This is a genomic window from Nitrosospira sp. CT (assembly GCF_059489795.1).
Genome location: NZ_JCAHZJ010000066.1, coordinates 154,458 through 180,979 on the forward strand (window position 1 = coordinate 154,458; position 26,522 = coordinate 180,979).

The 26,522-nt window shown below is 52.3% G+C and carries 20 protein-coding genes, 3 tRNA genes and 3 rRNA genes; 1 reads left to right on the top strand and 25 read right to left on the bottom strand.

Annotated features, from left to right (window positions below; all coding sequences use genetic code 11):
• Positions 1 to 49: 49 nt before the first annotated feature.
• From AC52W5_RS12165 to AC52W5_RS12200, 8 genes are all read right to left on the bottom strand, one after another.
• Positions 50 to 484, bottom strand: a complete 435-nt coding sequence (locus AC52W5_RS12165; RefSeq protein WP_495671186.1) for a quinol oxidase — start codon at positions 482 to 484, stop codon at positions 50 to 52.
• Between the two features lie 142 nt (positions 485 to 626).
• A 5S ribosomal RNA gene (gene rrf / locus AC52W5_RS12170) occupies positions 627 to 739 on the bottom strand.
• Between the two features lie 124 nt (positions 740 to 863).
• Positions 864 to 3,753, bottom strand: a 23S ribosomal RNA gene (locus tag AC52W5_RS12175).
• A gap of 372 nt (positions 3,754 to 4,125) precedes the next feature.
• Positions 4,126 to 4,201, bottom strand: a tRNA-Ala gene (locus tag AC52W5_RS12180).
• A gap of 7 nt (positions 4,202 to 4,208) precedes the next feature.
• Positions 4,209 to 4,285, bottom strand: a tRNA-Ile gene (locus AC52W5_RS12185).
• A 123-nt stretch (positions 4,286 to 4,408) separates the two neighbouring features.
• Positions 4,409 to 5,944 (bottom strand): 16S ribosomal RNA (locus tag AC52W5_RS12190).
• The 16S, 23S and 5S rRNA genes sit together here with 2 tRNA genes alongside, the layout of an rRNA operon.
• A gap of 475 nt (positions 5,945 to 6,419) precedes the next feature.
• Positions 6,420 to 7,631 carry a tyrosine--tRNA ligase gene (gene tyrS, locus AC52W5_RS12195; RefSeq protein ID WP_495671187.1) on the bottom strand — a complete coding sequence of 404 codons (1,212 nt, stop codon included), beginning with the start codon at positions 7,629 to 7,631 and terminating at the stop codon, positions 6,420 to 6,422.
• 17 nt (positions 7,632 to 7,648) lie between these two features.
• On the bottom strand, positions 7,649 to 8,266 hold the full coding sequence (locus AC52W5_RS12200) for a superoxide dismutase (RefSeq protein WP_495671188.1): 618 nt from the start codon (positions 8,264 to 8,266) through the stop codon (positions 7,649 to 7,651).
• Between the two features lie 549 nt (positions 8,267 to 8,815).
• Here AC52W5_RS12200 and AC52W5_RS12205 point away from each other — a divergent pair.
• Positions 8,816 to 10,078 carry an OmpP1/FadL family transporter gene (locus AC52W5_RS12205; RefSeq protein WP_495671189.1) on the top strand — a complete coding sequence of 421 codons (1,263 nt, stop codon included), beginning with the start codon at positions 8,816 to 8,818 and terminating at the stop codon, positions 10,076 to 10,078.
• Between the two features lie 47 nt (positions 10,079 to 10,125).
• Here AC52W5_RS12205 and AC52W5_RS12210 read toward each other — a convergent pair whose 3' ends face one another.
• The 17 genes from AC52W5_RS12210 to folP all read right to left on the bottom strand — a co-directional run bounded on the left by AC52W5_RS12210 (position 10,126) and on the right by folP (position 26,319).
• A complete protein-coding gene (locus tag AC52W5_RS12210; protein WP_074972422.1) occupies positions 10,126 to 10,551 on the bottom strand; it encodes a group III truncated hemoglobin in 426 nt (141 codons plus the stop codon).
• A gap of 418 nt (positions 10,552 to 10,969) precedes the next feature.
• Positions 10,970 to 11,923, bottom strand: coding sequence for an RNA polymerase sigma factor RpoS (rpoS, locus tag AC52W5_RS12215; protein WP_143104256.1), 954 nt, complete (start codon positions 11,921 to 11,923; stop codon positions 10,970 to 10,972).
• A gap of 15 nt (positions 11,924 to 11,938) precedes the next feature.
• Positions 11,939 to 12,850: a peptidoglycan DD-metalloendopeptidase family protein gene (locus tag AC52W5_RS12220; RefSeq protein WP_495671190.1), complete on the bottom strand. Its 912-nt coding sequence runs from the start codon at positions 12,848 to 12,850 to the stop codon at positions 11,939 to 11,941.
• Between the two features lie 207 nt (positions 12,851 to 13,057).
• A complete protein-coding gene (locus AC52W5_RS12225) occupies positions 13,058 to 13,720 on the bottom strand; it encodes a protein-L-isoaspartate(D-aspartate) O-methyltransferase (protein ID WP_495671191.1) in 663 nt (220 codons plus the stop codon).
• Between the two features lie 13 nt (positions 13,721 to 13,733).
• Positions 13,734 to 14,501 carry a 5'/3'-nucleotidase SurE gene (gene surE / locus AC52W5_RS12230; RefSeq protein WP_074972424.1) on the bottom strand — a complete coding sequence of 256 codons (768 nt, stop codon included), beginning with the start codon at positions 14,499 to 14,501 and terminating at the stop codon, positions 13,734 to 13,736.
• A 95-nt stretch (positions 14,502 to 14,596) separates the two neighbouring features.
• Positions 14,597 to 14,673 (bottom strand) — tRNA-Pro (locus AC52W5_RS12235).
• A gap of 129 nt (positions 14,674 to 14,802) precedes the next feature.
• A complete protein-coding gene (locus tag AC52W5_RS12240) occupies positions 14,803 to 15,168 on the bottom strand; it encodes a MerR family transcriptional regulator (RefSeq protein WP_107760865.1) in 366 nt (121 codons plus the stop codon).
• Positions 15,149 to 15,454, bottom strand: a complete 306-nt coding sequence (locus AC52W5_RS12245) for an integration host factor subunit alpha (protein ID WP_011379855.1) — start codon at positions 15,452 to 15,454, stop codon at positions 15,149 to 15,151. The genes AC52W5_RS12240 and AC52W5_RS12245 overlap by 20 nt, the downstream gene beginning before the upstream one ends.
• Before the next feature lie 50 nt (positions 15,455 to 15,504).
• A complete protein-coding gene (gene pheT, locus AC52W5_RS12250; RefSeq protein ID WP_495671192.1) occupies positions 15,505 to 17,889 on the bottom strand; it encodes a phenylalanine--tRNA ligase subunit beta in 2,385 nt (794 codons plus the stop codon).
• A 195-nt stretch (positions 17,890 to 18,084) separates the two neighbouring features.
• Positions 18,085 to 19,119 (bottom strand): phenylalanine--tRNA ligase subunit alpha, encoded by a 1,035-nt coding sequence (gene pheS / locus AC52W5_RS12255; RefSeq protein WP_495671193.1) that lies wholly within the window; start codon positions 19,117 to 19,119, stop codon positions 18,085 to 18,087.
• Positions 19,120 to 19,257: 138 nt separating this feature from the next.
• A complete protein-coding gene (rplT, locus tag AC52W5_RS12260; protein WP_495671194.1) occupies positions 19,258 to 19,617 on the bottom strand; it encodes a 50S ribosomal protein L20 in 360 nt (119 codons plus the stop codon).
• A gap of 12 nt (positions 19,618 to 19,629) precedes the next feature.
• Positions 19,630 to 19,827 carry a 50S ribosomal protein L35 gene (gene rpmI, locus AC52W5_RS12265; protein WP_011379851.1) on the bottom strand — a complete coding sequence of 66 codons (198 nt, stop codon included), beginning with the start codon at positions 19,825 to 19,827 and terminating at the stop codon, positions 19,630 to 19,632.
• Between the two features lie 230 nt (positions 19,828 to 20,057).
• Entirely contained in the window at positions 20,058 to 20,678 is a 621-nt protein-coding gene (infC, locus tag AC52W5_RS12270) for a translation initiation factor IF-3 (RefSeq protein WP_442604570.1), read from the bottom strand.
• Between the two features lie 11 nt (positions 20,679 to 20,689).
• Positions 20,690 to 22,606 (bottom strand): threonine--tRNA ligase, encoded by a 1,917-nt coding sequence (gene thrS, locus AC52W5_RS12275; RefSeq protein WP_495671195.1) that lies wholly within the window; start codon positions 22,604 to 22,606, stop codon positions 20,690 to 20,692.
• A gap of 245 nt (positions 22,607 to 22,851) precedes the next feature.
• Positions 22,852 to 23,871: a PstS family phosphate ABC transporter substrate-binding protein gene (locus tag AC52W5_RS12280; RefSeq protein ID WP_495671196.1), complete on the bottom strand. Its 1,020-nt coding sequence runs from the start codon at positions 23,869 to 23,871 to the stop codon at positions 22,852 to 22,854.
• A 195-nt stretch (positions 23,872 to 24,066) separates the two neighbouring features.
• On the bottom strand, positions 24,067 to 25,455 hold the full coding sequence (gene glmM, locus AC52W5_RS12285) for a phosphoglucosamine mutase (protein WP_495671197.1): 1,389 nt from the start codon (positions 25,453 to 25,455) through the stop codon (positions 24,067 to 24,069).
• Positions 25,456 to 25,491: 36 nt separating this feature from the next.
• On the bottom strand, positions 25,492 to 26,319 hold the full coding sequence (gene folP, locus AC52W5_RS12290; RefSeq protein ID WP_495671310.1) for a dihydropteroate synthase: 828 nt from the start codon (positions 26,317 to 26,319) through the stop codon (positions 25,492 to 25,494).
• Positions 26,320 to 26,522: the final 203 nt, after the last annotated feature.

Consider the following 26,522-nt stretch of genomic DNA (forward strand, 5'->3'; position numbering starts at 1 on the left):
AGCCCTATGAGGGGCAAGCGCATGAGGACAAGCCGCAATCCACGCCCGGCTACTCAACAACCTCCAGAACCCCCTCCATCCCGTGCTCCCTGTGGCTCTTGAAAAAGAGCAGCTTCTTTGGACAATAGAAAGCATATTTACCTGGCGCGGTCGGGGTAAAAGTGAATGTTTGGGACTCGCGGCTGAGATCCTCATCGATCGAGATATTCGCTTTGGAAGCCTTGAGCATCAAGCCGTGAGGGATGACGCTCTGTTCTACTCGAACCACAAGCATGACAGGCGTGTTGACTTTGACGATGATGTGCCTGGGTCGGAAAAAATAGTCGCCCGCCAGAATGTTCACGTGTTGCACGCCATCACTGCCTATCGTTGTCCGGTAGGATTCATTCTCTGACTGCGCGGCGACACGTCCCGCTGTGAAGCTGATCACCAGCACCAGTAACAGGGATAAAAATCGGTGGAATAAAAAACACTGTGGTTTCATGATGATATTCTCGCCTGATGATCTCCTTGTCATGGAATGCTGAAATTCGACGGGGAAACTTGCACATGCAAGAATACGCTGATTCCGACACACCAACAAAAAAGCCCCGACTCGCAAGAGTCGGGGCTTTTTTCTATAAGGTGCCTGGCAGTGACCTACTTTCGCATGTGAAAACACACTATCATCGGCGCGACTTCGTTTCACGACCCTGTTCGGGATGGGAAGGGGTGGGTCCAAAGTGCTATGACCGCCAAGCGTAACTTTTAGTGGCATTCGACAAAAGCAGTAGGCAGCTCTGGCTTTTATCGAAAACCGCAATCTTGAAGAAGTAAATGGGACGATTGTATCTTATAAACACCTTGTTATTGCTTAAGGTTATAGGATCAAGCCGCACGGTCAATTAGTATCGGTTAGCTTAACGCATTACTGCGCTTCCACACCCGACCTATCAACGTCGTAGTCTTCGACGAACCTTTAGGGGGGTTTAACCCCCGGGAAGTCTCATCTTGAGGCGAGTTTCCCGCTTAGATGCTTTCAGCGGTTATCTCTTCCACACTTAGCTACCCGGCGATACGACTGGCGTCATAACCGGTACACCAGAGGTGCGTCCACTCCGGTCCTCTCGTACTAGGAGCAGGTCCTCTCAAACTTCCAACGCCCACGGCAGATAGGGACCAAACTGTCTCACGACGTTTTAAACCCAGCTCACGTACCACTTTAAATGGCGAACAGCCATACCCTTGGGACCGGCTACAGCCCCAGGATGTGATGAGCCGACATCGAGGTGCCAAACTCCCCCGTCGATATGAACTCTTGGGAGGAATCAGCCTGTTATCCCCGGCGTACCTTTTATCCGTTGAGCGATGGCCCTTCCATACAGAACCACCGGATCACTATGACCTGCTTTCGCATCTGCTCGACTTGTCAGTCTCGCAGTCAAGCACGCTTTTGCCATTGCACTATCAGCACGATTTCCGACCGTACCTAGCGTACCTTCGTACTCCTCCGTTACACTTTGGGAGGAGACCGCCCCAGTCAAACTGCCTACCATACACGGTCCCCGATCCAGATAATGGACCTAGGTTAGAACCCCAACAACACCAGGGTGGTATTTCAAGGTTGGCTCCATGAGCTCTAGCGAGCCCACTTCAATGCCTCCCACCTATCCTACACAGATGTTGTCAAGGTCCAATGTAAAGCTACAGTAAAGGTGCACGGGGTCTTTCCGTCTAGCCGCGGGGAGATTGCATCTTCACAAACATTTCAACTTCGCTGAGTCTCAGGAGGAGACAGTGTGGCCATCGTTACGCCATTCGTGCAGGTCGGAACTTACCCGACAAGGAATTTCGCTACCTTAGGACCGTTATAGTTACGGCCGCCGTTTACCGGGGCTTCGATCAAGAGCTTGCACCCCATCACTTAACCTTCCGGCACCGGGCAGGCGTCACACTCTATACGTCCACTTTCGTGTTTGCAGAGTGCTGTGTTTTTATTAAACAGTCGCAGCCACCATTTTTTTGCAACCCCCTTCCGCTTCACGCGCGAGGCGCTACACGTACCGAGGGCACACCTTATCCCGAAGTTACGGTGTCAATTTGCCGAGTTCCTTCTCCTGAGTTCTCTCAAGCGCCTTGGAATTTTCATCCCGCCCACCTGTGTCGGTTTGCGGTACGGTCTTCATTCAACTGAAGCTTAGTGGCTTTTCCTGGAAGCAGGGTATCACTCACTTGGCACCCCGAAGGGTGTTTCGTTATCACGCCTCAACTAAGCCGCCCGGATTTGCCTAAGCAGCACGTCTACACGCTTCAACCGGGACATCCAACACCCGGCCGAGCTAACCTTCTCCGTCCCCACATCGCATTGAACAAAGGTACTGGAATATTAACCAGTTTCCCATCAGCTACGCATTTCTGCCTCACCTTAGGGGCCGACTCACCCTGCGCCGATGAACGTTGCGCAGGAAACCTTGGGCTTACGGCGAGGGAGCCTTTCACTCCCTTTATCGCTACTCATGTCAGCATTCGCACTTCCGATACCTCCAGCAGCCTTCTCAAGCCACCTTCGCAGGCCTACGGAACGCTCTCCTACCATCTACACTTGCGTGTAGATCCCTAGCTTCGGTGCACAGTTTGAGCCCCGTTACATCTTCCGCGCAGGACGACTCGATCAGTGAGCTATTACGCTTTCTTTAAAGGATGGCTGCTTCTAAGCCAACCTCCTGACTGTTTTAGCCTTCCCACTTCGTTTGCCACTTAACTGTGTCTTTGGGACCTTAGCTGAGGGTCTGGGTTGTTTCCCTCTCGACACCGGACGTTAGCACCCGATGTCTGTCTCCCACGCTCGCACTCTTCGGTATTCGGAGTTTGCCATGGTTTGGTAGGCCTAAACGGCCCCCTAGCCATAACAGTGCTCTACCCCCGAAGGTGATACGTGAGGCACTACCTAAATAGTTTTCGGAGAGAACCAGCTATTTCCAGATTTGTTTAGCCTTTCACCCCTACCCACAGCTCATCCCCTAATTTTTCAACATTAGTGGGTTCGGACCTCCACGAGGTGTTACCCCCGCTTCATCCTGGCCATGAGTAGATCATCTGGTTTCGGGTCTACACCCAGCAACTGATCGCCCTATTAAGACTCGCTTTCGCTATGCCTCCCCTATACGGTTAAGCTCGCTACTGAATGTAAGTCGCTGACCCATTATACAAAAGGTACGCAGTCACGGAACAAGTCCGCTCCCACTGTTTGTATGCATGCGGTTTCAGGATCTATTTCACTCCCCTCCCGGGGTTCTTTTCGCCTTTCCCTCACGGTACTGGTTCACTATCGGTCGATTACGAGTATTTAGCCTTGGAGGATGGTCCCCCCATATTCAGACAGGATTTCACGTGTCCCGCCCTACTTGTTCCAATCCTAGTTCCACACTCAAACTTTCGCCTACGGGGCTATCACCCACTATGGTCCGACTTTCCAGACGGTTCGACTAGTTCGAGTGCTAAAAATTGGAGGCTGCTCCCATTTCGCTCGCCACTACTCTGGGAATCTCGGTTGATTTCTTTTCCTCTGGTTACTTAGATGTTTCAGTTCACCAGGTTCGCCACGCTTGGCCTATATATTCAGCCAAGGTTGACCCTTGCGGGCCGGGTTTCCCCATTCGGACATCTCCGGATCAAAGCTTGTTTGCCAGCTCCCCGAAGCTTTTCGCAGGCTTCCACGTCCTTCATCGCCTGTAATCGCCAAGGCATCCACCACATGCACTTATTCGCTTGATCCTATAACCTTAAGGGCTTTAGAAGCCAAATCGGATGTCGTTGAAAAACAGACTCCTTTTCATCTTCCAAACCAGTGGTTACAGGTGTTTGCTTCGCATCGCATCCGACTAAAAATGCGATACGTCGATACAATCTAACCCATTATTCCGCTCCTTGAAAAACGCAATCCAGTTAAGGGTAGCGTATCCATAGATACGGAATATTTACTTCTTCCAGATTGTTAAAGAACGTCGGGAACCGAATACAAGAATTCAGGGTTGAATAAAACAACCTTGAAAACCTGAATGCTCCCGAAATACAGCCGCTGGTTAAAAACCAGAAGTAAACCTTTCCGTTTACTTCTGGCTTCTAATAGGTAATTGCTTTTCTGATTGGTGGAGGTGAACGGGATCGAACCGATGACCCCCTGCTTGCAAAGCAGGTGCTCTCCCATCTGAGCTACACCCCCTTTTAGTTGGTGGGTCTGGGTGGACTTGAACCACCGACCCCACGCTTATCAAGCGTGTGCTCTAACCAACTGAGCTACAGACCCTGAACAGAGCCTGGAAACAAAGAGATGGCCTTTTGTGATTCTCAAGCCTATTTCCTTATCCCCCTAGCCTTGCTTTTCTAAACAACCGATAGGTTGTGGGCACTCAAACGGGAATTTCTCTAGAAAGGAGGTGATCCAGCCGCAGGTTCCCCTACGGCTACCTTGTTACGACTTCACCCCAGTCATGAATCTCACCGTGGCAGGCGCCCTCCTTGCGGTTAGACTACCTGCTTCTGGTGGAACCCACTCCCATGGTGTGACGGGCGGTGTGTACAAGACCCGGGAACGTATTCACCGCGACATGCTGATCCGCGATTACTAGCGATTCCGACTTCACGGAGTCGAGTTGCAGACTCCGATCCGGACTACGACGCGCTTTCTGAGATTAGCTCCCCCTCGCGGGTTGGCAACCCTCTGTACGCGCCATTGTATTACGTGTGAAGCCCTACCCATAAGGGCCATGAGGACTTGACGTCATCCCCACCTTCCTCCGGTTTGTCACCGGCAGTTTCATTAAAGTGCCCAACTGAATGATGGCAATTAATGACAAGGGTTGCGCTCGTTGCGGGACTTAACCCAACATCTCACGACACGAGCTGACGACAGCCATGCAGCACCTGTGTTGCCGTTCCCTTTCGGGCACATCCACCTCTCGGCGGACTTCGGCACATGTCAAGGGTAGGTAAGGTTTTTCGCGTTGCATCGAATTAATCCACATAATCCACCGCTTGTGCGGGTCCCCGTCAATTCCTTTGAGTTTTAATCTTGCGACCGTACTCCCCAGGCGGTCAACTTCACGCGTTAGCTGCGTTACCAAGTCCGTTAAGACCCGACAACTAGTTGACATCGTTTAGGGCGTGGACTACCAGGGTATCTAATCCTGTTTGCTCCCCACGCTTTCGTGCCTGAGCGTCAGTGTTAACCCAGGGGGCTGCCTTCGCCATCGGTGTTCCTCCACATCTCTACGCATTTCACTGCTACACGTGGAATTCCACCCCCCTCTGCCACACTCTAGCCTTGTAGTTTCAAACGCAGTTCCCAGGTTAAGCCCGGGGATTTCACATCTGACTTACAAAACCGCCTGCGCACGCTTTACGCCCAGTAATTCCGATTAACGCTCGCACCCTACGTATTACCGCGGCTGCTGGCACGTAGTTAGCCGGTGCTTCTTCTTCCGGTACCGTCAGTAGTCACGGGTATTAACCGTGACCGTTTCGTTCCGGCTGAAAGAGCTTTACAACCCGAAGGCCTTCTTCACTCACGCGGCATGGCTGGATCAGGGTTTCCCCCATTGTCCAAAATTCCCCACTGCTGCCTCCCGTAGGAGTCTGGGCCGTGTCTCAGTCCCAGTGTGGCTGGTCGTCCTCTCAGACCAGCTACTGATCGACGCCTTGGTAAGCCTTTACCTCACCAACTAGCTAATCAGACATCGGCCGCTCCAAAAGCGCAAGGTCTTGCGATCCCCTGCTTTTCTCCTCAGAGATTATGCGGTATTAGCACACCTTTCGGTGCGTTATCCCCCACTTAAGGATACGTTCCGATGCATTACTCACCCGTTCGCCACTCGCCACCAGGGTTGCCCCCGTGCTGCCGTTCGACTTGCATGTGTAAAGCATGCCGCCAGCGTTCAATCTGAGCCAGGATCAAACTCTTCAGTTCAATGCTGGTAAAACTCTCGCTTGACGTTATTCGATTCCGTTTCTCCCGAGTGATCGGGATGATCAGAATCTTGATACGTTGTGCGAGCACTTCGATTCTTGGAACTGACTGTTTCGCCTGAAAGGCGAAACAGTCGTATGTCCCGTTCAAGTGCCCACACCTATCGGCTGTAAATTTTTAAAGAGCGATGCTGGCTAACAAACTTTGTTACTAATGTTAGCTAGCGAAGGCGGCATTATACAGACGCCAGATACCCGGTCAAGGGTTTTTGATAAATTTTTTATTTTTCTTCGGAGATTCTTACTCTGGCAAACTTCCGCTTGCCTACCTGCACTATCACCATCTGACCACAAGGCAGCTTAAAAGTTTTGTCGCTTACTTTCTCGCCATTCGATTTTACACCACCTTGCTGGATCACGCGAAAGGCGGCATTATACAGACGCAAGATACCCGGTCAAGGGTTTTTTGATAATTTTTATTTTTCTTCGCAGATTGTTACTTTGGCAAACTTCCGCTTGCCCACCTGCACTACCACCATTTGACCACGGGACAACCTGAAAGTTTTGTCGCTCACCTTTTCGCCATTTAACTTTACACCCCCTTGCTCGATCATGCGCAAGGCTTCAGTGGTGCTGGCGGTGAGTCCGGTCTGTTTGAGCAACTGCGCGATCGGCAGTCCCTCTTTCCCGGCCTGCAGTATCTTTTCCGGCAAATCATCCGGGACCCCTCCCTGCCTGAAGCGCGATTCAAAATCTGCGAGAGCGGCTTCGGCATCTCGCCTGCTATGAAAGCGGGCAACGATCTCCTGCGCAAACGTTACCTTGAGGTCGCGAGGATTGCGTCCGTTCCTTACATCCTGCTGCCACTGGCGAACGACGCTCAACGGCTCGAACGACAACAACTCGATATATCGCCACATCAATTCGTCGGAAATAGACATCAACTTGCCGAACATGTTCCCCGGACTTTCGGTGATTCCGATGTAGTTGCCGGCGGACTTGGACATTTTATTGACGCCGTCCAGCCCTTCGAGAAGCGGCATTGTGATAACACATTGCGGCGCTTGCCCGAAGTGCTTCTGCAACTCCCGTCCCATCAGCAAATTGAATTTCTGGTCGGTGCCTCCCAGTTCGATGTCCGCGTGGAGCGCGACCGAATCATAGCCTTGAATCAGCGGGTATAAAAATTCATGGATGGCAATGGGCTTGTTGCTTTGGTAACGCTTGCCAAAATCATCCCGCTCCAGCATACGTGCGACCGTATGAGTTGCAGCCAGTTTGATCAGATCGACGGCATTCAGCTTATCCATCCATGCAGAATTGAACACCACCTCGGTCTGCTCACGTTTAAGGATGCGGAACACCTGATCCTGGTAGGATTTCGCATTCTCGGCTACCTGCTCGCGGGAAAGTGGAGGACGCGTCGTATTCTTGCCACTAGGATCGCCGATCATGCCTGTGAAGTCGCCAATCAGGAATAGGGCGTGATGCCCTAAATCCTGTAAATGGCGCATTTTATTCAGCAGAACGGTATGACCCAGATGCAAGTCCGGCGCTGTAGGGTCGAATCCAGCCTTGATTCTGAGTGGACGATTCAGGGCAAGCTTCTGCTCCAGTTCGTCTTCCAGCAAAAGCTCGCTGCAACCACGCTTGATAATTTCGACTTGTTCTGAAATTGGTATCGTCACATCAGCAGGTCGCGGTATTATTTATCGTTGTCAGCGGCAAAGCCCCAGTTGATCAGCTTGTCGAGCACGGCATTGACATAATCCGCGCGCCGGTTCTGGTAATCAAGATAGTAGGCGTGTTCCCAGACGTCGATCGTTAAAAGTGGCTTCATTCCTTTTGTGAGCGGCAGATCTGCGTTACCCGTCTTTATCACCTGCAGCCTGTCGCCATCGTTTACCAGCCATGCCCATCCGCTTCCGAACTGGGTTGTGGCTGCCGTCGCCAGTTCCTTTTTGCACACCTCCACGCTGCCGAAAGCAGTCTCGATTTTTTGCTTCAGCGAGGCGGGTGGCTCGCCACCGCCCTTGGGGGACAAACTGTTCCAATAAAAGGTATGGTTCCACACCTGGGCGGCGTTATTGAAAATCCCTACCTTGTCTGCCTTGCCCGCTGTGGAAGTGATGATCTCCTCCAGAGACAGATCCGCCAGATCTGTACCTGCAACCAGCTTGTTGAGATTGTCGGCATATGTCTTGTGATGTTTCCCGTAGTGAAAGCCAAGCGTATTTGCCGAAATGACGGGGTCCAGTGCGTTATCTGCATAGGGTAAAGGTGGCAGAACATACGGGGCGCTACCGGTATTTTGATTGCTCATTGTTTTCACTCCCATGTGGTGACATAAAAATTTGATCGGTGCCGCGCTTTCCTCTGAAACCTTGACAAGAGATCAGCGCATCCTGATACCTGACATACTGGTCATCTCCCGCAAATAGGGCCGATGATACGGATAAAAACGGAGGCAGAGTTTTCAGCTCCATTTCGCAATGCACTTGCAGGGAAAATTATATTTATGAGGGCAAGTATATCCGAAAACAGGAATACCTACCCAGGCACTGCCCGTGCAGCAAGTCATGCAAGTCAGGTATGAAAGCAAATTGCTCGATCGCAACAATGACTCCATGAATGGTGTTACTCCCCAAGGCTGCCTCCGCTTTACCCGGAGCGGCTCGAAGCCCTCGATACTTTCAGTAAAATCATGGAACCTGTCATTACATATCCCAGGTACCGGGCTGCAGGATGCGCTCCTTCGGCATGCTCAGGACAGAATTTTTAACAAGAACCGAAATATCGACTATGCTTGATTACGTGTGCAAGCATCGATAACCGGTAGCAACAGAACTTCTCAAATCAGCAGGCCCAAGTCATGCAACCCTCCAGATTACTATTGATGCCTTTGCTGTTGACAGGAACCATGTTCGTCGCCGATGGAGCTGTCGCGGCAGGATTCGCTCTGCAAAACCAGAACGGAGCCGGAAACGGCTACGCCTATGCCGGTGCGGCGGCTGTCGCGCAAGACGCATCCACGATTTATTTCAATCCGGCCGGCATGACCTACCTTGCTCCCGGGCATCATGTTTCCGGAGCGGGCAACCTGCTCATCCGGTCCTTGAGATTCAAGAATACGGGCAGCAGTCCTTTCCTCAGCTATCCCCTGGGCGACAATGGCGGCCAGGCCGGTGGCCTCTCGCCAATTCCCGCTTTTTACTGGAGCATGTCGCTGGGTTCTGCCTTCCGCCTCGGATTGGGAGTATCCCCCACCTTTGGCAACTCCACGGAATGGAACAAGACCTTTATCGGCCGTTACCAGGGAAGATTCTCTGAAATATTGGCGATTAATTTCAATCCGAGCTTTGCCTGGCAGTTGAGCGAGGATGTCTCGATTGGCGCGGGCTTGAATATCGTGAAATTTGACGCGGATCTGCGCAGCATGGTGCCCGCAACATCCCTGCTGCCCCTTCCGGTAGACGTTGAAACAAAGATGAAAGGGGATGATGTAGGCTTTGGCTATAACCTTGGCGTCATGTTCCGGTTTTCACCGTCCACGCGCATGGGGCTGACTTACAGATCGACGGTGGATTTGAAAGTGGACGGCCGACTGAGCGCGCCTGGCACTGTCATTCCTGCTTCGGTTGCTCTCGAGCTTCCAAACACTGCGTCGTTGGCAATCTCACACATGATGAGCGATCGATTGCGCTTGCTTGCAGACCTGACCTGGACGGGCTGGGGCCATGTGCCGGCAATTGTCGCCACGAATCGTGCTTCCGGCACTATTCTCGCAAATGAACGGCTGGGATTCGAAGACAGTTTCCGCGTGGGTCTTGGGGCGCAATATCAGTATACGGACCGCCTTCGACTCCACGCCGGGTTCGCCTACGACCAATCCCCTGTGCGTAACCCCAGGGATCGATCCGTACGTCTGCCGGACTCCGATCGTTTCTGGTTAGCGGTAGGTCTCAACCAGAAGCTTGGCGAACGAACGTCGATCGACGTGGGATATTCACATGTGTTCTTCAAAGGAGCAGAGATCGAGCGCCCCACCTTCCCAAACCCATCGCTTCAGGTAGTACGCGGCTCATTCAACACGAACGCACACATCATTTCCCTTCAACTCAATCACCACTTCTGATTTCGTCAGGACGACCGCACTATCGTTAGCGGCTCCCAGAGCAGGGACTACGCTCCGCAGAGCTCCACCAGCTGCCTGTTGGGGTAGCGCTCCATTTGATACCTTAGCCAAAGCCTGCTGCCGATATGCCGCGCCAGCATATCCGCATTGAACTGTAAATCGGCATTTTCCATTTCGCTCGTGGTCTGGTGAAAAAGTTGAAGCCATCGTTCGAATAATTCCGGCTTCAGTCCAGGCAGAGCTACGTGCTTAGGCATGGGCGCGCCACGAAACCTGCTTGTTCCCCGCAGTTTCATCGACCAGAAATTGATCATCTGCACGAAATGCGCATCCCAGTCAGTAACATGAGCTTCGAAGATCGGGCCGAGCAGCGGATCTTTTCTGGCCGTTGCATAAAACGTATGAACTAGATAGGAAATCTCTTCTTCTGTACACAACCCCGGATCGGGGGCAAAAAATTGTGGTTCAGACATGGCGGTGATTGTGATATATCTTGGAAAGTGAAAATTTCATCGCAAAAGGCGAGGTCGGGAGTTAGCCCTGATTTATATTCGAAAGCGCGATTTACACTTAGAGTCTTACTTACTACTTACTACTTACTTTACTTGGAAATGGTTTGGGAACGAAGCCGAACCCTAGCCAAGCCTCAAGTATATCCTTTACTTTAGACAAGCATGAATGTCATAAGTTCGGTAATCAAAGTTTAAACCAAAGAGTTTAAACAGTCCAAACCGAACGAGATGGGTGAAATGAAAGTTTGTCGCCGCAGCGATCAAACCAGAGTCGAGCGCCCGGGGTTGAAGACTCCAGAAGGTTGAAAAACTTAAAGAATCGTTGAATAAATCCCCCAGTGGCGCAACGCGCGCTACGGAAGATCTGATCAGCGGTTCCTCAAAATACGCCGTCCTTCGATACGCCCTCGCATCTCAGTATCATACGCAAGGTTTGCAGCGCTTCCAGTTGAATCTGGCGCACGCGTTCGCGTGTAAGATCGAGACTTGCGGCCAGTTGCTCCAGGGTCTGGGTTTCATAACCGTTGAGCCCGTAGCGCTGCTCGATGATATAGCGTTGCTTATCATTTAACCGGTTTAACCAATCCTGTACCCGACCTTTTATCTCGGACTGCTCCCACATAAGGTCGGGACCGGGGCTCTGGTCATCCGCAATTGCGTCACCGATTGACAGCAATGGATCAACATCGAGCGGCGCATCCAGTGACATCATGCTCTGGTTCAAAGACAACATTCTTTGCACTTCCTTGACCCTCCGCCCCAGCAGGTGGGCAACATCCTCCGCTTTGGGTTCTTTTCCTGTATGTGCTTCAAGGTGGCGGGCAGCCTGCAATATAATGTTCAAATCCTTGATGACATGGACCGGAAGACGAATGGTTCGCGACTGATTCATGATGCAACGCTCGATATTCTGCCGTATCCACCAGGTCGCATAGGTCGAAAAGCGGAATCCTCGTTCGGGATCGAATTTATCAAGGGCGTGCATCATTCCCATGTTGCCTTCTTCTATCAGATCGAGCAGGGCGACGCCATGGTTAGTGTAATGTTTTGCTATATTGACCACCAGTCGCAAATTACACTCAATCATTTTCTGCCGTGCGGCAAAATCGTTCTGTCTGACGCGGCGAGTCAATTCCCCTTCTTCCTTCGCGGTCAGCAGAGCGTTATGGCCAATCTCATTGAAATAGATTTGAGTAACATCGGTCAATAGAAAGTCGCTGGATGTGTCTGTTACTGCGCTGGAGGGCGTATCGGCAATCTCATCATCCTGCTCCAGCGAATCCTCCTTCTCGAAGAGTTCTTCCTCGTCAGTGTATTCTTGCTGGTTCATCATGAGCTCATCCTCGATTCATCCGGAAATACCCGGTAAATATTTCAGAGGATCGACCGGCTTGCCATTCTTCCGAATTTCGAAATGAAGCTTGACAAGACCAGCGTCCGTGCTTCCCATCTCAGCAATTTTCTGTCCTTTGATCACCGTCTCCCCTTCCTTCACGAGGAGTTTGCTGTTATGTGCGTAAGCGCTGAGATAGGTTTCGTTATGCTTGATAATGATCAGTTTGCCGTACCCGCGCAGACCCTCACCGCTATAAACAACTTTCCCTCCTGCGGACGCGGTTACCGCTTGTCCTCTCATTCCAACGATATCGATGCCTTTGGTGCTTTCCGAGAAGAGGTCGGATACCCTGCCTTTGGAGGGCCATACCCATTCGCCATGAGCATTATTTCTGACAACTTCCGACGGAGAGATGGAAATCGTACTGATTTCGGGAGATATAGTTTTTTCGATAGCCGGCGCGGCCTTTACCACCGTTACCGGCAGAGCTGTATCCGCCCGGCTTTTCACCTGTGCAAGGGCCTGTTCCGAGTAAGGCAACTTGAGTGCTTTTGGTTCTGTTTTCAGCTTCCCAACCGGGACCGGTTGTCTTGCTTCCGGCATCGACATACTGTCTTGTCTGATTTGTGCCGGCGATGCTGGCGCTACTACGGACGAAGATGGGGCGGACTCCTGAATGGCGAACAGGGTTGGCTGCGCCCCTACCGGCCCCTCGGGGGATAAAAAGATTTCCTGGCCAATCCGGATTGCACCTGGATCAGGGAGGTTGTTCCACGCTGCCAGATCCCTGGGATTAATATTGTTGCTGGTCGCAATGCTATAGAGCGTATCCCCTTTGCGAACGATATGCACGCCAGGTCGTTGAGGCTGAGAGTATGTTGAAACGGCATTTTTTTGCCGGTCCGGCACGGCCTTGTTACTCATTGGCCCCTGACGAGGTGTGGATGAACAACCGGCAATCAGTAAGCATAATGCGAGGGACAAACAGTAGGGGATAACATGCCGCTGCGCGAAAAATGTGCGAGGAAGATCTTCGTCAAGGCCTGAAAGGTTACTGCTCAGACTCATATACCTGATTCGTGTAGCACTCATTGTTGTCTCGTTTTCCTCGCTCGATATCGTTGCGGTTTCCTAACGCTGCCAGATTCCCGGTATCATTGGGACAAACTTGACTTCGTCTAGTATTGTCTCAGTATAACCTTGCAAGTTGCGTTCGATAACGCACAAAACTTGCTCACTGGTTCCCCTGGGAAATACCATTCTGCCATGAATGGCTAATTGTTCAAGTAGTGCGGGAGGTATGTGTGGTGTTGCAGCCGTGAGAATGATTCCGTCAAACGGCGCCGCCTGGGAAAGGCCAAGCAGACCGTCAGCATGCCTCAGGCGCACATTGTTGATGCGCAGCTCTCCTAACCGTCCGCGAGTGCGCGTCAGCAGAGGCCCGATTCGCTCGACCGAATAGACCTCTCGCGAGAACTGCGCCAGTATCGCAGTCTGATAGCCGGAACCCGTACCAATCTCAAGCACCTTGCTAGGATTGGAACCGGCGCGAAGCAATTGGCTCATTCTCGCCACAGTGAACGGATTCGAAATCGTCTGCTCGAAATTGATCGGCAACGCGACGTCGTCGTAAGCACGGTTTGCCAGTACTTCCTCCACAAAGATGTGACGAGGAACGGTAATCATGGCCTCAAGCACTGCTTCATCCGTAACACCCTGCGTGCGCAGCCGCTCAACCATGCGCGCCCGCGTGCGCTGTGAAGTCATGCCGATTCCGGAATGGTCAACCTTCAATCCCGATCTGCCTTCAACTCCGCATGCTGGCAAGAGCGTGACTGTTCAGCCATTCCTTTACCGCGTCCAACTGCCCATACCGCGTGAGGTCGATCTGCAAGGGGGTCACCGACACGCGCTTGCGCTGAATCGCGAGAAAATCTGTCCCCTCTCCGGCATCCTGCGCGGGCCCTGCCGCACCCACCCAATATACTGTCTCGCCGCGTGGGGTTTTATATTTTACTACGGGTTCCGCTTTATGCCGGCGCCCCAGCCGCGTAACCTCCAGGCCCTGCAACTCATCGTATGGGATATCAGGTACGTTAACGTTCAGCAGCACCGGTCCATGAAGTTTATCTGTTTCAAAGCGACGCACTATTTCAGTTGCGACACGCGCGGCAGTAGGAAAATTTCCGGCCGAAAAACCGGCGAGTGAAATGGCAAGGGAAGGTACACCAAGTAAAAAGCCTTCAGTAGCCGCCGCTACCGTCCCGGAATAAATGGTGTCATCCCCCATATTGGCGCCATCGTTGATTCCGGATACGACCATGTCAGGCAGGGTGTCGAGCATGCCTGTAACCGCCAGATGCACGCAGTCCGTCGGCGTGCCATTGACGTAATAGAACCCGTTGTGAGATTTGCGAAGACTGAGAGGCCGGTCCAGCGTAAGCGAATTACTGGCGCCGCTTCGGTCGCGCTCCGGGGCAACGACTACGACGTCCGCAATGGCGGAAAGCGCTTCCGCAAGACAAGAGAGACCTGGCGCAAAATACCCATCGTCGTTACTGAGCAGTATGCGCATTTGAACATGCCTCAGGTGATCGTTTCAGCTTATAGGAGGGAAGATAGATGCGCTCAACCCCACTGCGCATGACAGTACTTGTTGATAAGCTTGACTGGTCGGGGCGAGAGGATTTGAACCTCCGACCACTTGCACCCCATGCAAGTACGCTACCAGGCTGCGCTACGCCCCGACGTGGCGAATTATAACAATAAACTCGAAAGGTTAGAAACCTGCGGATAGTCCTCAACGGACATCAGTCGAATGTCAGCCAGCGCTTTACCAACATCTTACAGTCCATGAAATTGAAAAAAGAGAGAGCTCAGGAGCGGAGCAACCCCAGCACATCCTGGATCTCGCTCCGTAGCGACGCCAGATCGATAGATGAGGAAAGTGAGGCAACCGGCATGGGATTGACGAAACCTTGGCCCAGGCGGGCGCGGGCACCGTGGATGGTAAAGCCCTGCTCATAGAGCAACTCCCGAATGCGGCGAATCAGCAGCACTTCGTGGTGTTGATAGTAGCGCCGATTGCCCCGGCGCTTGACTGGTTTCAGTTGCGTAAACTCCTGCTCCCAATAACGCAATACATGCGGCTTTACACCGCATAATTCGCTTACTTCGCCAATCGTGAAATAGCGTTTGGCTGGAATAGGGGTAAGCGGGGTATCAGGCGTTATCTTTGCCATGCTGATTCTTTTCAACCATCGCCTTCAGTTTCTGGCTTGCGTGGAAAGTAACTACCCTGCGGGCAGTAATAGGAATTTCTTCACCTGTTTTGGGATTTCGGCCGGGACGCTGGGGCTTGTCGCGTAACTGGAAATTGCCGAACCCCGATAGCTTGACCCCGTCGCCATTTTGCAGCGCAATGCGAACTTCTTCGTAAAAAGACTCCACCATGTCCTTGGCTTCGCGTTTGTTGAAACCGACTTTTTCAAAGAGCAAATCCGCCAGTTCGGCCTTGGTTAAGGTCATAGTCTCCCTCTCACTTTTATTACTCTCAAACATCGTGTTCTATCTTCCGGTCAACTGCGCAGTCTTGCCCCAAACCTGTTTTCAAGAATACCTATCAGCTTTGTGACTGCCTGATCAGCTTGTGCGTCAGTTAAAGTTTTTTCAGTATCTTGTAATAACATACGGAATGCAAGACTTTTTTTGTCGCCTTCCACCCCTTTTCCCTGGTATACGTCAAAGAGGGCAATTTCAGAAATGATGGGTAATTTTTCGCTCCGCATGCTGTCCAGTATCGCCTGCACGCTGACATCCTTCGGCACGAGCACGGCGATGTCGCGCCGGATCGGGGGATATTTGGAAATTTCGGAAGCCTTTGGCAGCGTGCGCGCCAGCAGGACATCCATGTTCAATTCGAATAGAACGACGGATTGCGTCAGACCCAGTTTCTGCTGCCAGCGGGGGTGAAGCTCCCCCAGAAAACCGCCAATACGACCATTTATGAAAACCTCCGCAGACTTGCCCGGATGCAGGACTGGATGACGCACGGCAGTGGCGCCAAGCTCTCCGGGCCACAACAGCGCCTCAACATCGGCTTTTGCATCATAGAAATCCACCGGGCGGGCAGGCAAGCCCCACTGCTCCTCCACGACGTCTCCATAGCAGAGTCCTGCCAGCTTTTCCTGTTGCGAGTAGGTCTGCCCATCTTTCTGGAAACAACCACCGATTTCAAACAGGCGAATCCTGGATTGTTTACGGTTGAGATTGAACTGGAGATTAGAGATGAGTCCCCCCAGAAGGCTGCTGCGCATCACCGCCAATTGATTGGACAGAGGGTTCTTCAACGCGACAGGCGTCCTGTTACCCGCCAACTCCGTTTCCCATGAGGTTTCGACGAAAGCATAATTGATGACTTCCTGGTAATCCCGAGCCACCAGAATTTGTCGCAGGCTTGATCGTGTTCGCCGGGTTTCGGGAGCAGGAAGTATGTCGAGTTTCGCTCGCGGCATGGTCGCAGCTATACGGTTGTATCCGTACATACGCGCCAACTCCTCGATCAGGTCTTCCTCTATGGCAAGATCGAATCGGTAAGTTGGAGGCGTCACATAAAATACCGCGTCTGTATTCAGGAAACCGAACTGCAGTCGGTGCAACAGTTCTGCCACGTGGCCTTCATCCAGCTCTACACCCAACACTCGTCCGACTCGCCGCAAATCAAGGCGAATGGGATTACGCATTGGCAAACTCCCGCGGAGTTCAGTAATTGGTCCGGCCCGGCCCCCACAGATATCCAGAATCAGGCTGGTTGCGCGCTCCATTGCTGCGCGTGTGGCGCCAAAATCGACGCCCCGTTCGAACCGATAGGCCGAATCCGAGCTGAACCCGAGCGAAAAGGATTTGCCGGCGATAACCTCGGGGCTGAAAAAAGCGCTCTCCAGAAACAAGTCGATGGTCCCAGATGTGACTCCACTTTCATTCCCACCCATGATACCGGCCAGCGCCAGCGGCTTGCCCTCATCTGCGATAACCAGCATATCGGGTTGCAGCACAAGATTCTCGCCATTCAGCAATTCAATACTTTCCCCCGGTGTGGCGAACCTGATATGGATGGAACCGGCGAGACCACCCCGGATCCTTGCAAGATCAAAAGCGTGCAGGGGCTGACCCGTCTCCAGCATGACATAATTGGTCACGTCCACCACCGCGTTGATAGCGCGCAACCCGCTGCGTTCCAGTCGCTGCACCATCCATTGCGGCGTAGCGACATCAAGAGAAATGCCGCGTACTATCCGACCACAATAGAGTGGACAGGCGGCAGCCGCGTCCACATGTATTGCCAGGGTTTCGGCAGCCTGTGCTGGCACAGGCTTAATTTCGACAGTTTGGAGATTTTGGGAAGTAATTGCCCCCACTTCTCTTGCTATGCCGGATAATCCCAGGCAATCGCCGCGGTTCGGCGTGAGTTTGAGAGCGAGAAGGTTGTCTTCGAGGTCGTAATACGCGCGAAAATCTGTTCCAACTGGCGCATCGGACGGAAGCAGCAACAGACCGGACGAAGCATCCTCCAATCCCAGTTCTTTGGCTGAACACAACATTCCCGTGGATTCGACTCCGCGTATCCTGGTCTGCTTTATGGACATACCCGGCAATTGCGCTCCTGGAAGAGCGCATGGCACTTTTATACCGGTATGAACATTAGTGGCGCCGCAGACAATCTGCAGGGGCGCATTATTTCCTGCATTATCTACTTCGGTTCTCACCTCGCAAACCTGCAGATGATCCGCACCGGGATGTTTCTGGACGGACAACACTTCCGCTACCACCACCTTGTCAAAGGCCGGCGCAACCGGCTGGACGCTCTCGACTTCCAGTCCTGCCATCGTCAGTGCATGGGCAAGATCACGCGTCGATAAAGGAGGATTTACAAAAGTACGCAGCCAGTTTTCTGAAAATTTCATAAATTTTACCGTTCAGCGGAGAAATGAACGTCTTCCCGGTCTTGTCTCCGGCTTTAAATACTCTCACACACTGACCCTGCGACCAAAGATTGCTCCACAGCCACTTTTAAGGGATCTGAATCCATCGCATGTCACCATGCATTATTTTTCGTGTGGATTTTTATATTTTTTCTTTTTATATTCCTGATCTGAGGTTCAGTTGAACTGTTTCAGGAACCGCAAATCATTTTCGAAGAACAGTCGCAGGTCGTTTACCCCATATCTCAGCATCGCCAGACGCTCGACGCCTAAACCAAAAGCAAAGCCGACATACTTTTGGCTGTCTATGTTGACATGCTTGAAGACATTGGGATGTACCATTCCACATCCCAGCACTTCCAGCCACCCGGTGTAGCTGCATACGCGACAGCCGGTTTTGCACATTACACAACCGATATCCATTTCGGCTGAAGGCTCGGTAAAAGGGAAAAAAGAAGGGCGAAAACGCACCGGCAGATCGTCGCGCTCGAAAAAATGCTGCATGAAATCAGACAGGATGCCTTTCAAAGCCGAGAAGTTGGCACTTTCATCAATCCATAAACCTTCCACCTGATGAAACATCGGGGTATGCGTCAGGTCGGAATCGCAACGGTAAACCCTCCCTGGCGCAATCACCTTCAGGGGAGGGGGATTGCTTTCCATATACCGTATTTGAACGGGTGACGTGTGGGTGCGCAATAGGTGCTCGCCTGCGCCGCCGTTTTCGTCATCGACATAGAAAGTATCGTGCATGGCACGGGCGGGATGGTTTTCCGGAATATTCAGCGCGGTGAAATTATAAAAATCGGTTTCGATCTCGGGGCCGGAAGCTACCGTGAATCCGACGGAATGAAACAGCGACTGAATCCGGTCGAGCGCGAGCGTGATGGGGTGGAGTCCACCCATTCCCGTTCCACGTCCCGGCAAAGTGACATCCAGCTTTTCCCCTATTAACTGCTCTTCCAGCTTCTTTTCCTGTATCGCCTCACGGCGACCGCTCAGCGCTGCCTCCAGCGCCTCCTTCGCCTGATTGATACGGCTTCCCACTGCGGGGCGCTCTTCCGGCGGGATCTTGCCCAATCCCTTGAGCAGTTCGGTCAGTCGCCCGTGCCGGCCCAGATATCGAGCCTTGACCTGTTCCAGCTCGGTCATGTCATCTGTTCGATTGAACAGCTCAATTGCTTCAGCAAGAAGATGATCCAGGTGAGTCATTCAAATAAGTTTGATCAAATTGGACTCTGCATATGAAAAGAGGAGGCCAGGCGTTTTTGCCTTTAGCCTCCTCCCAGTCTTTTAATCCCGGAAACGCGAACGAAGCCCCGAGTTCACGCCGGGCTTGCAAAAACGCCTCTAAACGACCAAACTGGCCTTGGCCTGTTCCGCTATTTTTGCAAAGGCCGGCTTGTCGAATACCGCCAGATCCGCCAGGACCTTGCGATCAACTTCGATCTCGGCCTTTTTCAGGCCGTTCATGAACACACTGTACGACAAACCGCACTCCCTGGCAGCGGCGTTGATGCGGGCGATCCAAAGGGCTCGAAACTCGCGTTTCTTCTGACGGCGATCGCGATAGGCGTATTGCCCCGCCTTCATCACCGCCTCCTTCGCTACGCGATAGACGTTCTTGCGGCGACCCCGATAACCTTTCGCCAGGTCCAGTATTTTCTTGTGGCGGGCGTGAGCTGTTACACCACGTTTCACTCTTGGCATATCAGTCTCCTCCTAGGCGTACGGCATCATGGCGCGTACAGACGCCACATCACTGAAGTGCACGTTCACGGAACCCCGCAACTGGCGCTTGCTTTTCGTCGTTTTCTTGGTAAGAATATGACGCTTGAATGCCTGCGAACGCTTCACGGTACCTCCCGCTCTCACCGTAAAACGTTTCGCCGCACCACTCTTTGTTTTCATCTTTGGCATTACTTTGCTCCTGCTTTAACATGACACAAGGTGTTTCCCGAATGGAACGCTTTAAACCCTGGAGTCACTTGTTTTCAATGAAATGAAACTGTGTCAGACCGACGGGAAATCACCATACCTGCCCCCATCCTGAACGCTATATCCCGGTCGCGCATCTCCCGATTTCTATCCAACAGGACAGGTACAGATCCGGTACCGGATGAACCTGAAATTGTGGAAAATGAGTGCGTTTAACGCCGCTCAGGCTGGCTTTCTGTGGCAGCCGTCGGTTTGGTTTCCTTTGGGTTGGAGGTCTTTACTTCCTTGGAGTTCTTTACTTCTTTCTTTCGTGGAGATAACACCATCACCATCTGGCGCCCCTCCATTTTGGGAAATTGCTCCACTACCGCATGCGATTCCAGATCGCCTTTTATCCGCTCCAGCAACCGCACTCCAAATTCCTGATGCGCCATTTCCCGACCGCGGAAGCGGAGGGTAATTTTTGCTTTATCGCCTTCATCCAGGAAGGTGATCAGATTGCGCAGCTTGATGTTGTAATCACCCTCGTCGGTATTGGGACGAAACTTGACTTCCTTTATCTGGATCTGCTTCTGTTTGAGCTTGGCTTCGTGCTTTTTCTTGCTTTCCTGATACCGAAATTTCCCGTAATCCATCAGGCGGCATACGGGAGGTTTGGCGGTAGGTGCGATTTCAACCAAGTCCACCTCCGCTTCTTCCGCCAGATTGTTGGCGACTGCCAGAGGGACAATACCTAGCTGCTCTCCATCTACACCAATCAAGCGCACCTCGAGTGCAGTAATCTCGTAATTGATGCGTGCTGCTTTTTCCTGAACTATAGTAACTCCCAGAATCTATTAATAAATCAAGCCGCCCCTGCCCGGGTGCGGATCTCTTCCTCAAGCCGGTCCACCAACGCCGGCAACGTCATCTGACCAAGGTCAGAGCCAGTGCGGGTACGTACAGCCACCCTCTGCGCTGCTACTTCCTTATCACCCACGATGATTTGATAGGGCAGTTTTTGCAGACTATGCTCCCGTATTTTATAAGTTATTTTTTCATTTCTCAAGTCCGCATACGCTCGAATACCGGCCCGCCTGAGTTCTTCGGTCACTTCTCTGGCGTAATCGGCCTGCCCTTCCGAGATATTCAGTACGACCGCATGATCCGGTGACAACCATAGCGGCAATGCTCCCGCATGATTTTCGATAAGAATGCCGATAAAACGCTCCAGTGAGCCGAGGATTGCGCGGTGAAGCATTACCGGTATCTGCCGGGAGTTATCCTCAGCCACAAACTCTGCGCCGAGACGCTCCGGCATGGAAAAATCCAGTTGCAAGGTGCCGCACTGCCAGATGCGGCCGATACTGTCCTTGAGTGAAAACTCTATTTTCGGCCCGTAGAACGCACCTTCACCGGGTTGCAGTTCCCAGATGAGGTTTTTGTGATTCAACGCGGATCGCAGCGCCTCTTCCGCCTTATCCCACTGCTCCTCGGAACCTACGCGCTTTGCGGGACGGGTGGAAAGTTTCACCAGGATGTCATTAAAGCCAAAATCGTTGTAAACCTTCTGCAACAGATCGATAAACTGGACGGCCTCATCTTGCACCTGGGACTCTGTGCAGAAGATGTGAGCGTCGTCCTGAGTGAACGCTCGCACCCGCATGATCCCGTGCAGTGCGCCGGAGGGCTCGTTACGGTGACAGGAACCGAATTCCGCGAGTCGAAGCGGCAGGTCGCGATAACTTTTCAGTCCCTGCTTGAACACCTGCACATGCCCCGGACAATTCATCGGCTTGACGGAAAATTCCCGGTCTTCGGCCTGCGTTACGAACATATTCTCGCGGAAGTTTTCCCAGTGTCCGGAACGCTCCCACAAACCCTTGTCCAGTACGGAGGGCGTGCGGATTTCGAGATAGCCGTTATTGCGGAAGATATCCCGCATGTACTGTTCGACCTGCTGCCAGATAACCCATCCCTTCGGGTGCCAGAAGACCATACCAGGCGCTTCTTCCTGAAGGTGAAACAGACCTAGCTGCTTGCCGAGCTTGCGGTGGTCGCGTTTTTCCGCCTCTTCAAGACGGCGCAGGTAGGCGTTCTGATCGTCTTTATTGGTCCATGCGGTGCCATAGATCCGTTGCAACATTTCGTTATGCGAATCGCCACGCCAATAAGCGCCCGCAAGTTTCATCAGCTTGAAAACCTTCAGGCGGGATGTGGTGGGGACATGTGGCCCGCGGCACAAATCGGTAAAATTTCCCTGAGAATACAGGGAAACGTCCTCATCACCGGGAATGGCTTCGATGATCTGCGCCTTATAGTGTTCGCCCTGGTTCTTGAAAAAATTGATTGCCTCGGATCGATCCCAAACCTGGCGCTCGACTTTCAGGTTGCGCACGCTGATTTCAGCCATGCGTTTCTCGATTGCCACCAGATCTTCGGGGGTGAATGGCCGCTTGTAGGAAAAATCGTAATAAAAGCCGTCCTCGATTACCGGCCCAATCGTGACCTGCGCTTCCGGAAACAATTCTTTCACCGCATGCGCCAGTAAATGGGCGCTGGAATGACGAATGACTTCCAGCCCTTCCGCATCTTTTTCCGTAACGATGGTTACATCGCTATCATTTTCGATACGGGTGGAAAGGTCGACCAGCTTCCCGTTCACCTTGCCTGCAAGCGCAGCACGAGCCAAACCCGCGCCTATTGAAGCTGCAATTTCACCCACCGTTACAGAGTGCTCATATACACGCTTCGAACCATCCGGCAAACGAACTACAGCCACGGTCTCTCCCTTTGATAAATAAGAACTGACTTAAAAATCCTGATTTTACAGGATTCAGCGGAGTGGAGGTGCAGCGGGCGATTTACATGCCAGGAAAAACAGCTTTATATCCGGGGTTGGAGGAGATTCTGGGGGATTCAGGTGGAATGGAAAACGGGGATGCGAAATGATGCATCTGCGCGCCATTCGCATCCACCTGTAGAAACAGGAACTTCGAAATCAGAGTCCTGAAGACGAACCCGTCGTTATAGGCTCGCTTCGCGCTTGAGCAGTTCTTCTACTCTGACACCCGTTTCCGTTCGTCCGCCGAAAACGGTTCCCACCTTCTTTTTATTGAGATGTTCAAGATTGGTGCTATAGGCTTGCGGTGGCAGCGGAAAAAATTTCACTTCTTTCACCAGTTCAGGCGCATTTTTCATGTAAAACTCGACCAGTTCCCTGACTTCCGGTTTTTCCGCCGACTTGATATTCACGTAAATGAAAATCGGGCGGGATAAAGGCTGATAACTGCCATCTTCCACTGTTTTTTCGGAAGGGAGCACAGGGCCCTTTCCCGAATCGATGGCCACCGCCTTGAGCTTTTTCTGGTTTTCAACATAGTAGGCAAAACCGAAAAAACCCAGCGCATTCTTGTCGCTCGCGACCCCCTGCACCAGTACGTTGTCGTCTTCGGAAGCAGTGAAATCACCTCGACTGGATTTGGTTTTGCCTACGATCGCTTCGGTAAAGTAGTCGAAGGTGCCCGAATCGGCACCCGCTCCATAGAGCTTCAGTTTTTCATCGGGCCATGCCGGATTTGCCTGGTTCCATTTGATGATTTTACCTTGCGCCTCGGGTTCCCAGATCTTCTTCAGCTCGGCGACGGTGAGCGTTTTTGCCCAGTCATTCTTGGGATTGATCACCACCGTTAACGCATCGAATGCTACCGGCATTTCAACATACTGGATACCGGATTTTTTGCATTCCTCCATTTCCTTCTGCAGAATGGGACGGGAAGCATTCACGATGTCGGTTTCGCCGCGGCAGAATTTTTTGAAACCTCCACCAGTACCGGAGATACCGACGGTTACTCTTACCGCCCCTTTCTTCGCATTCTGAAAATCTTCCGCTACCGCCTCGGTAATGGGAAAAACAGTGCTCGAGCCATCTATCTTAACCAGCCCTGCCGCATTCGCACCGGCAATCATACCTATATTGGCAGCACTGAACACTGCGCCCAGCACCGCTGACCTTGTCAGTCCCACCCGATTCAAAGATTTCAACATTTCATTCCCCATTCAATTAAACAGACCATGCTTTTTTTTGAGCTGCCATGCTAGGTCATGAGTATTGCGTTTTTGTGACATCCGGTGCCCACAGCACCCAGAGCAGATAAGGTGGATTCCTCCATGAATCAGTTTTCCCAAAAAGAACTGGTAGAAAAAACTTTGACCGAGGAAAGAGGCAAGATGTCCTTTGATTCAGTTCGGCACAGCCTTTTCAACCCATCTCTCTGCCGCCGCATTTCGCACAACCTCCGCTATTTTCTCCGCCCAGTGTTTGACTTTCTGCCCGGACTCGCCTTCTACCATTACCCTTATCAACGGTTCCGTACCCGAAGCACGCAGAAGTACCCGACCCGTGGTATCGAGATCGCGTTCAGCCTCTGTCTGAGCGGTTTTGATGGCGAGACTGTTGTGCGCATCAAATCCCTTGGGCACCCTGACATTGATCAGTTGCTGCGGATAGAGCGTCACGTCCGATGCTAGCTCAGCCAAGTTCTTGCCGGAATCACGTATCGCGTAGAGTACCTGTAGTGCCGAAATGATTCCGTCACCGGTGGTATGTTTGTCGAGACAGATAATGTGGCCGGAGCCTTCGCCGCCCAGCTGCCAATTTTTTATCTGCAGCAGTTCCAGCACATAGCGATCGCCGACGTTCGCGCGCGCAAAAGAAATATCCAGTTTCTTTAACCCGTTTTCAATCGCCAGATTCGTCATGAGCGTACCCGCCACCCCCCCCTTGAGCAGCCCGTTTTGTTTTCGATGTTTCGCGATGAGGTAGATCAACTGGTCGCCGTCGTAAAGCACACCGTCGCCATCGGTCATGATTACGCGATCACCATCCCCATCCAATGCCACTCCGACATCTGCCTGATGATGCCGGACTGCTTCCTGCAGGGTCGCGCCATGCGTTGCCCCACACTCGTGATTGATATTGAGACCGTCGGGATGAATTCCAATTGCTACCACATCGGCGCCCAGTTCGTGCAGTACAGGCCCGGCAATCTGATACGTGGCGCCGTGGGCGCAATCGACCACGATCCGCAACCCCCGCAGATCGAGGTGATTTGGAAAAGTGCTTTTGCAGAACTCGATATAGCGTCCTCTGGCGTCATTGACGCGCCGCGCTTTTCCGAGCTGCGCCGACGGCATTGCCTTGAGAGGCGCATTTAATCCCGCTTCAATCTCCTGCTCGGTCGCATCGGGTAATTTGGTCCCGAGGGCAGAAAAAAACTTGATGCCGTTATCCTCGAAAGGATTGTGGGAAGCTGAAATGACGATGCCTGCTTGCAAACGCAGGGCACGGGTGAGATAGGCAACCGCGGGAGTGGGCATGGGGCCTGAAAGCAGGACATCCACCCCGGCTGCGGAAAGCCCGGCCTGTAACGCTGATTCCAGCATATAGCCTGATATGCGCGTATCCTTGCCGATCAATACTGCCGGACGCTCTCCTTTTGAAAGATGCCAGTCCGAGGAAGTCAGAACCTTGCCGGCAGAATAGCCCAGATGTATCACGAATTCGGGCGTGATAGGCGCTTCTCCTACGCGTCCGCGTATGCCGTCAGTTCCAAAATATTTTCTTGTCATTGGAAGAAATCCATTGGTTATCGAAATGAATTGAATTCAACTGAGGGTTTCCCCCGTGAAGTGAGCGGATGATGCATTCTCCCGTGCAGAGCCTCGGTCGTAAACGGCATTGTAAACGGCGAGCGCATCCCGGGTTGCCCGGACGTCATGCACGCGGAGAATGGCCGCCCCCTTCATCGCCGCTATCAGCGCTGCCGCTATGCTGCCATGAATCCGATTATTTATGTCACCGCCCGTGATTTTTCCGAGCATCGATTTGCGCGAGAGACCTACCAGCATCGGTACTCCAAGATCGAGAAACTGATCGAGATGGCGTAATAGTTCGATATTATGAACCTGGTTTTTACCAAAACCAAAGCCCGGATCGACTACCAATCGCTCCCGCAGAATACCTGCGGCTTGCGCAGCCTCCAGACGCCGCTTCAGAAAAGCCTTGACATCCTGCACTACATCATCATATTGGGGATTGACCTGCATATTGGCGGGTTCGCCCTGCATATGCATGAGACAAGCCGTCACACCTCCTTCTGCGACCGCCTCCAGCGCACCGGGGATCTGGAGCGCCCTCACATCGTTAATCATCACTGCCCCCGCGGCGATGGCAGCTCGCATAACTTCGGGTTTGGAAGTATCGACCGAAACCTGCACATTCTGGTTTGCCAGTGCCTCCACCACCGGAATGATCCGGCGTAATTCCTCTTCAACAGAAACCGGGGTGCTGCCAGGACGTGTTGATTCACCGCCGATGTCCAGCAGATCTGCCCCTTCTTCGACCAAGCGGAAAGCATGACTGAGGGCATGCTCAGTCGAAGCGAATAAGCCGCCATCCGAAAAAGAATCAGGGGTTATGTTGACAACGCCCATCACAAGAGGGCGATGAGGGGGACTGGAAATTTCTACAGGCAGGATAGAAGATGGTGACACCAGGACTCACCCATTGCGGAGTAGTTTTCTTTTCTATGAACCGGAAAAAGGCGGTATGAAAAAGATGGGACGAAAAAGACAGGACAAAAAAGACGGATGAAAAAGGCGGGATGAACCGCCTTTTTCATACCGCCTTTTTCGTT

What these genes read in the sequence shown, in the direction of transcription:
- AC52W5_RS12245 (WP_011379855.1), bottom strand. Translation starts at nt 15,454, where the DNA reads ATGACCTTAACCAAGGCCGAACTGGCGGATTTGCTCTTTGAAAAAGTC.
- pheT (WP_495671192.1), bottom strand. Translation starts at nt 17,889, where the DNA reads ATGAAATTTTCAGAAAACTGGCTGCGTACTTTTGTAAATCCTCCTTTA.
- folP (WP_495671310.1), bottom strand. Translation starts at nt 26,319, where the DNA reads ATGGGCGTTGTCAACATAACCCCTGATTCTTTTTCGGATGGCGGCTTA.
- surE (WP_074972424.1), bottom strand. Translation starts at nt 14,501, where the DNA reads ATGCGCATACTGCTCAGTAACGACGATGGGTATTTTGCGCCAGGTCTC.
- AC52W5_RS12210 (WP_074972422.1), bottom strand. Translation starts at nt 10,551, where the DNA reads ATGTCTGAACCACAATTTTTTGCCCCCGATCCGGGGTTGTGTACAGAA.
- AC52W5_RS12200 (WP_495671188.1), bottom strand. Translation starts at nt 8,266, where the DNA reads ATGAGCAATCAAAATACCGGTAGCGCCCCGTATGTTCTGCCACCTTTA.
- AC52W5_RS12165 (WP_495671186.1), bottom strand. Translation starts at nt 484, where the DNA reads ATGAAACCACAGTGTTTTTTATTCCACCGATTTTTATCCCTGTTACTG.
- AC52W5_RS12220 (WP_495671190.1), bottom strand. Translation starts at nt 12,850, where the DNA reads ATGAGTAACAAGGCCGTGCCGGACCGGCAAAAAAATGCCGTTTCAACA.
- AC52W5_RS12205 (WP_495671189.1), top strand. Translation starts at nt 8,816, where the DNA reads ATGCAACCCTCCAGATTACTATTGATGCCTTTGCTGTTGACAGGAACC.
- glmM (WP_495671197.1), bottom strand. Translation starts at nt 25,455, where the DNA reads ATGACAAGAAAATATTTTGGAACTGACGGCATACGCGGACGCGTAGGA.
- AC52W5_RS12280 (WP_495671196.1), bottom strand. Translation starts at nt 23,871, where the DNA reads ATGTTGAAATCTTTGAATCGGGTGGGACTGACAAGGTCAGCGGTGCTG.
- AC52W5_RS12240 (WP_107760865.1), bottom strand. Translation starts at nt 15,168, where the DNA reads ATGGCAAAGATAACGCCTGATACCCCGCTTACCCCTATTCCAGCCAAA.
- rpoS (WP_143104256.1), bottom strand. Translation starts at nt 11,923, where the DNA reads ATGATGAACCAGCAAGAATACACTGACGAGGAAGAACTCTTCGAGAAG.
- pheS (WP_495671193.1), bottom strand. Translation starts at nt 19,119, where the DNA reads ATGACTCACCTGGATCATCTTCTTGCTGAAGCAATTGAGCTGTTCAAT.
- rpmI (WP_011379851.1), bottom strand. Translation starts at nt 19,827, where the DNA reads ATGCCAAAGATGAAAACAAAGAGTGGTGCGGCGAAACGTTTTACGGTG.
- rplT (WP_495671194.1), bottom strand. Translation starts at nt 19,617, where the DNA reads ATGCCAAGAGTGAAACGTGGTGTAACAGCTCACGCCCGCCACAAGAAA.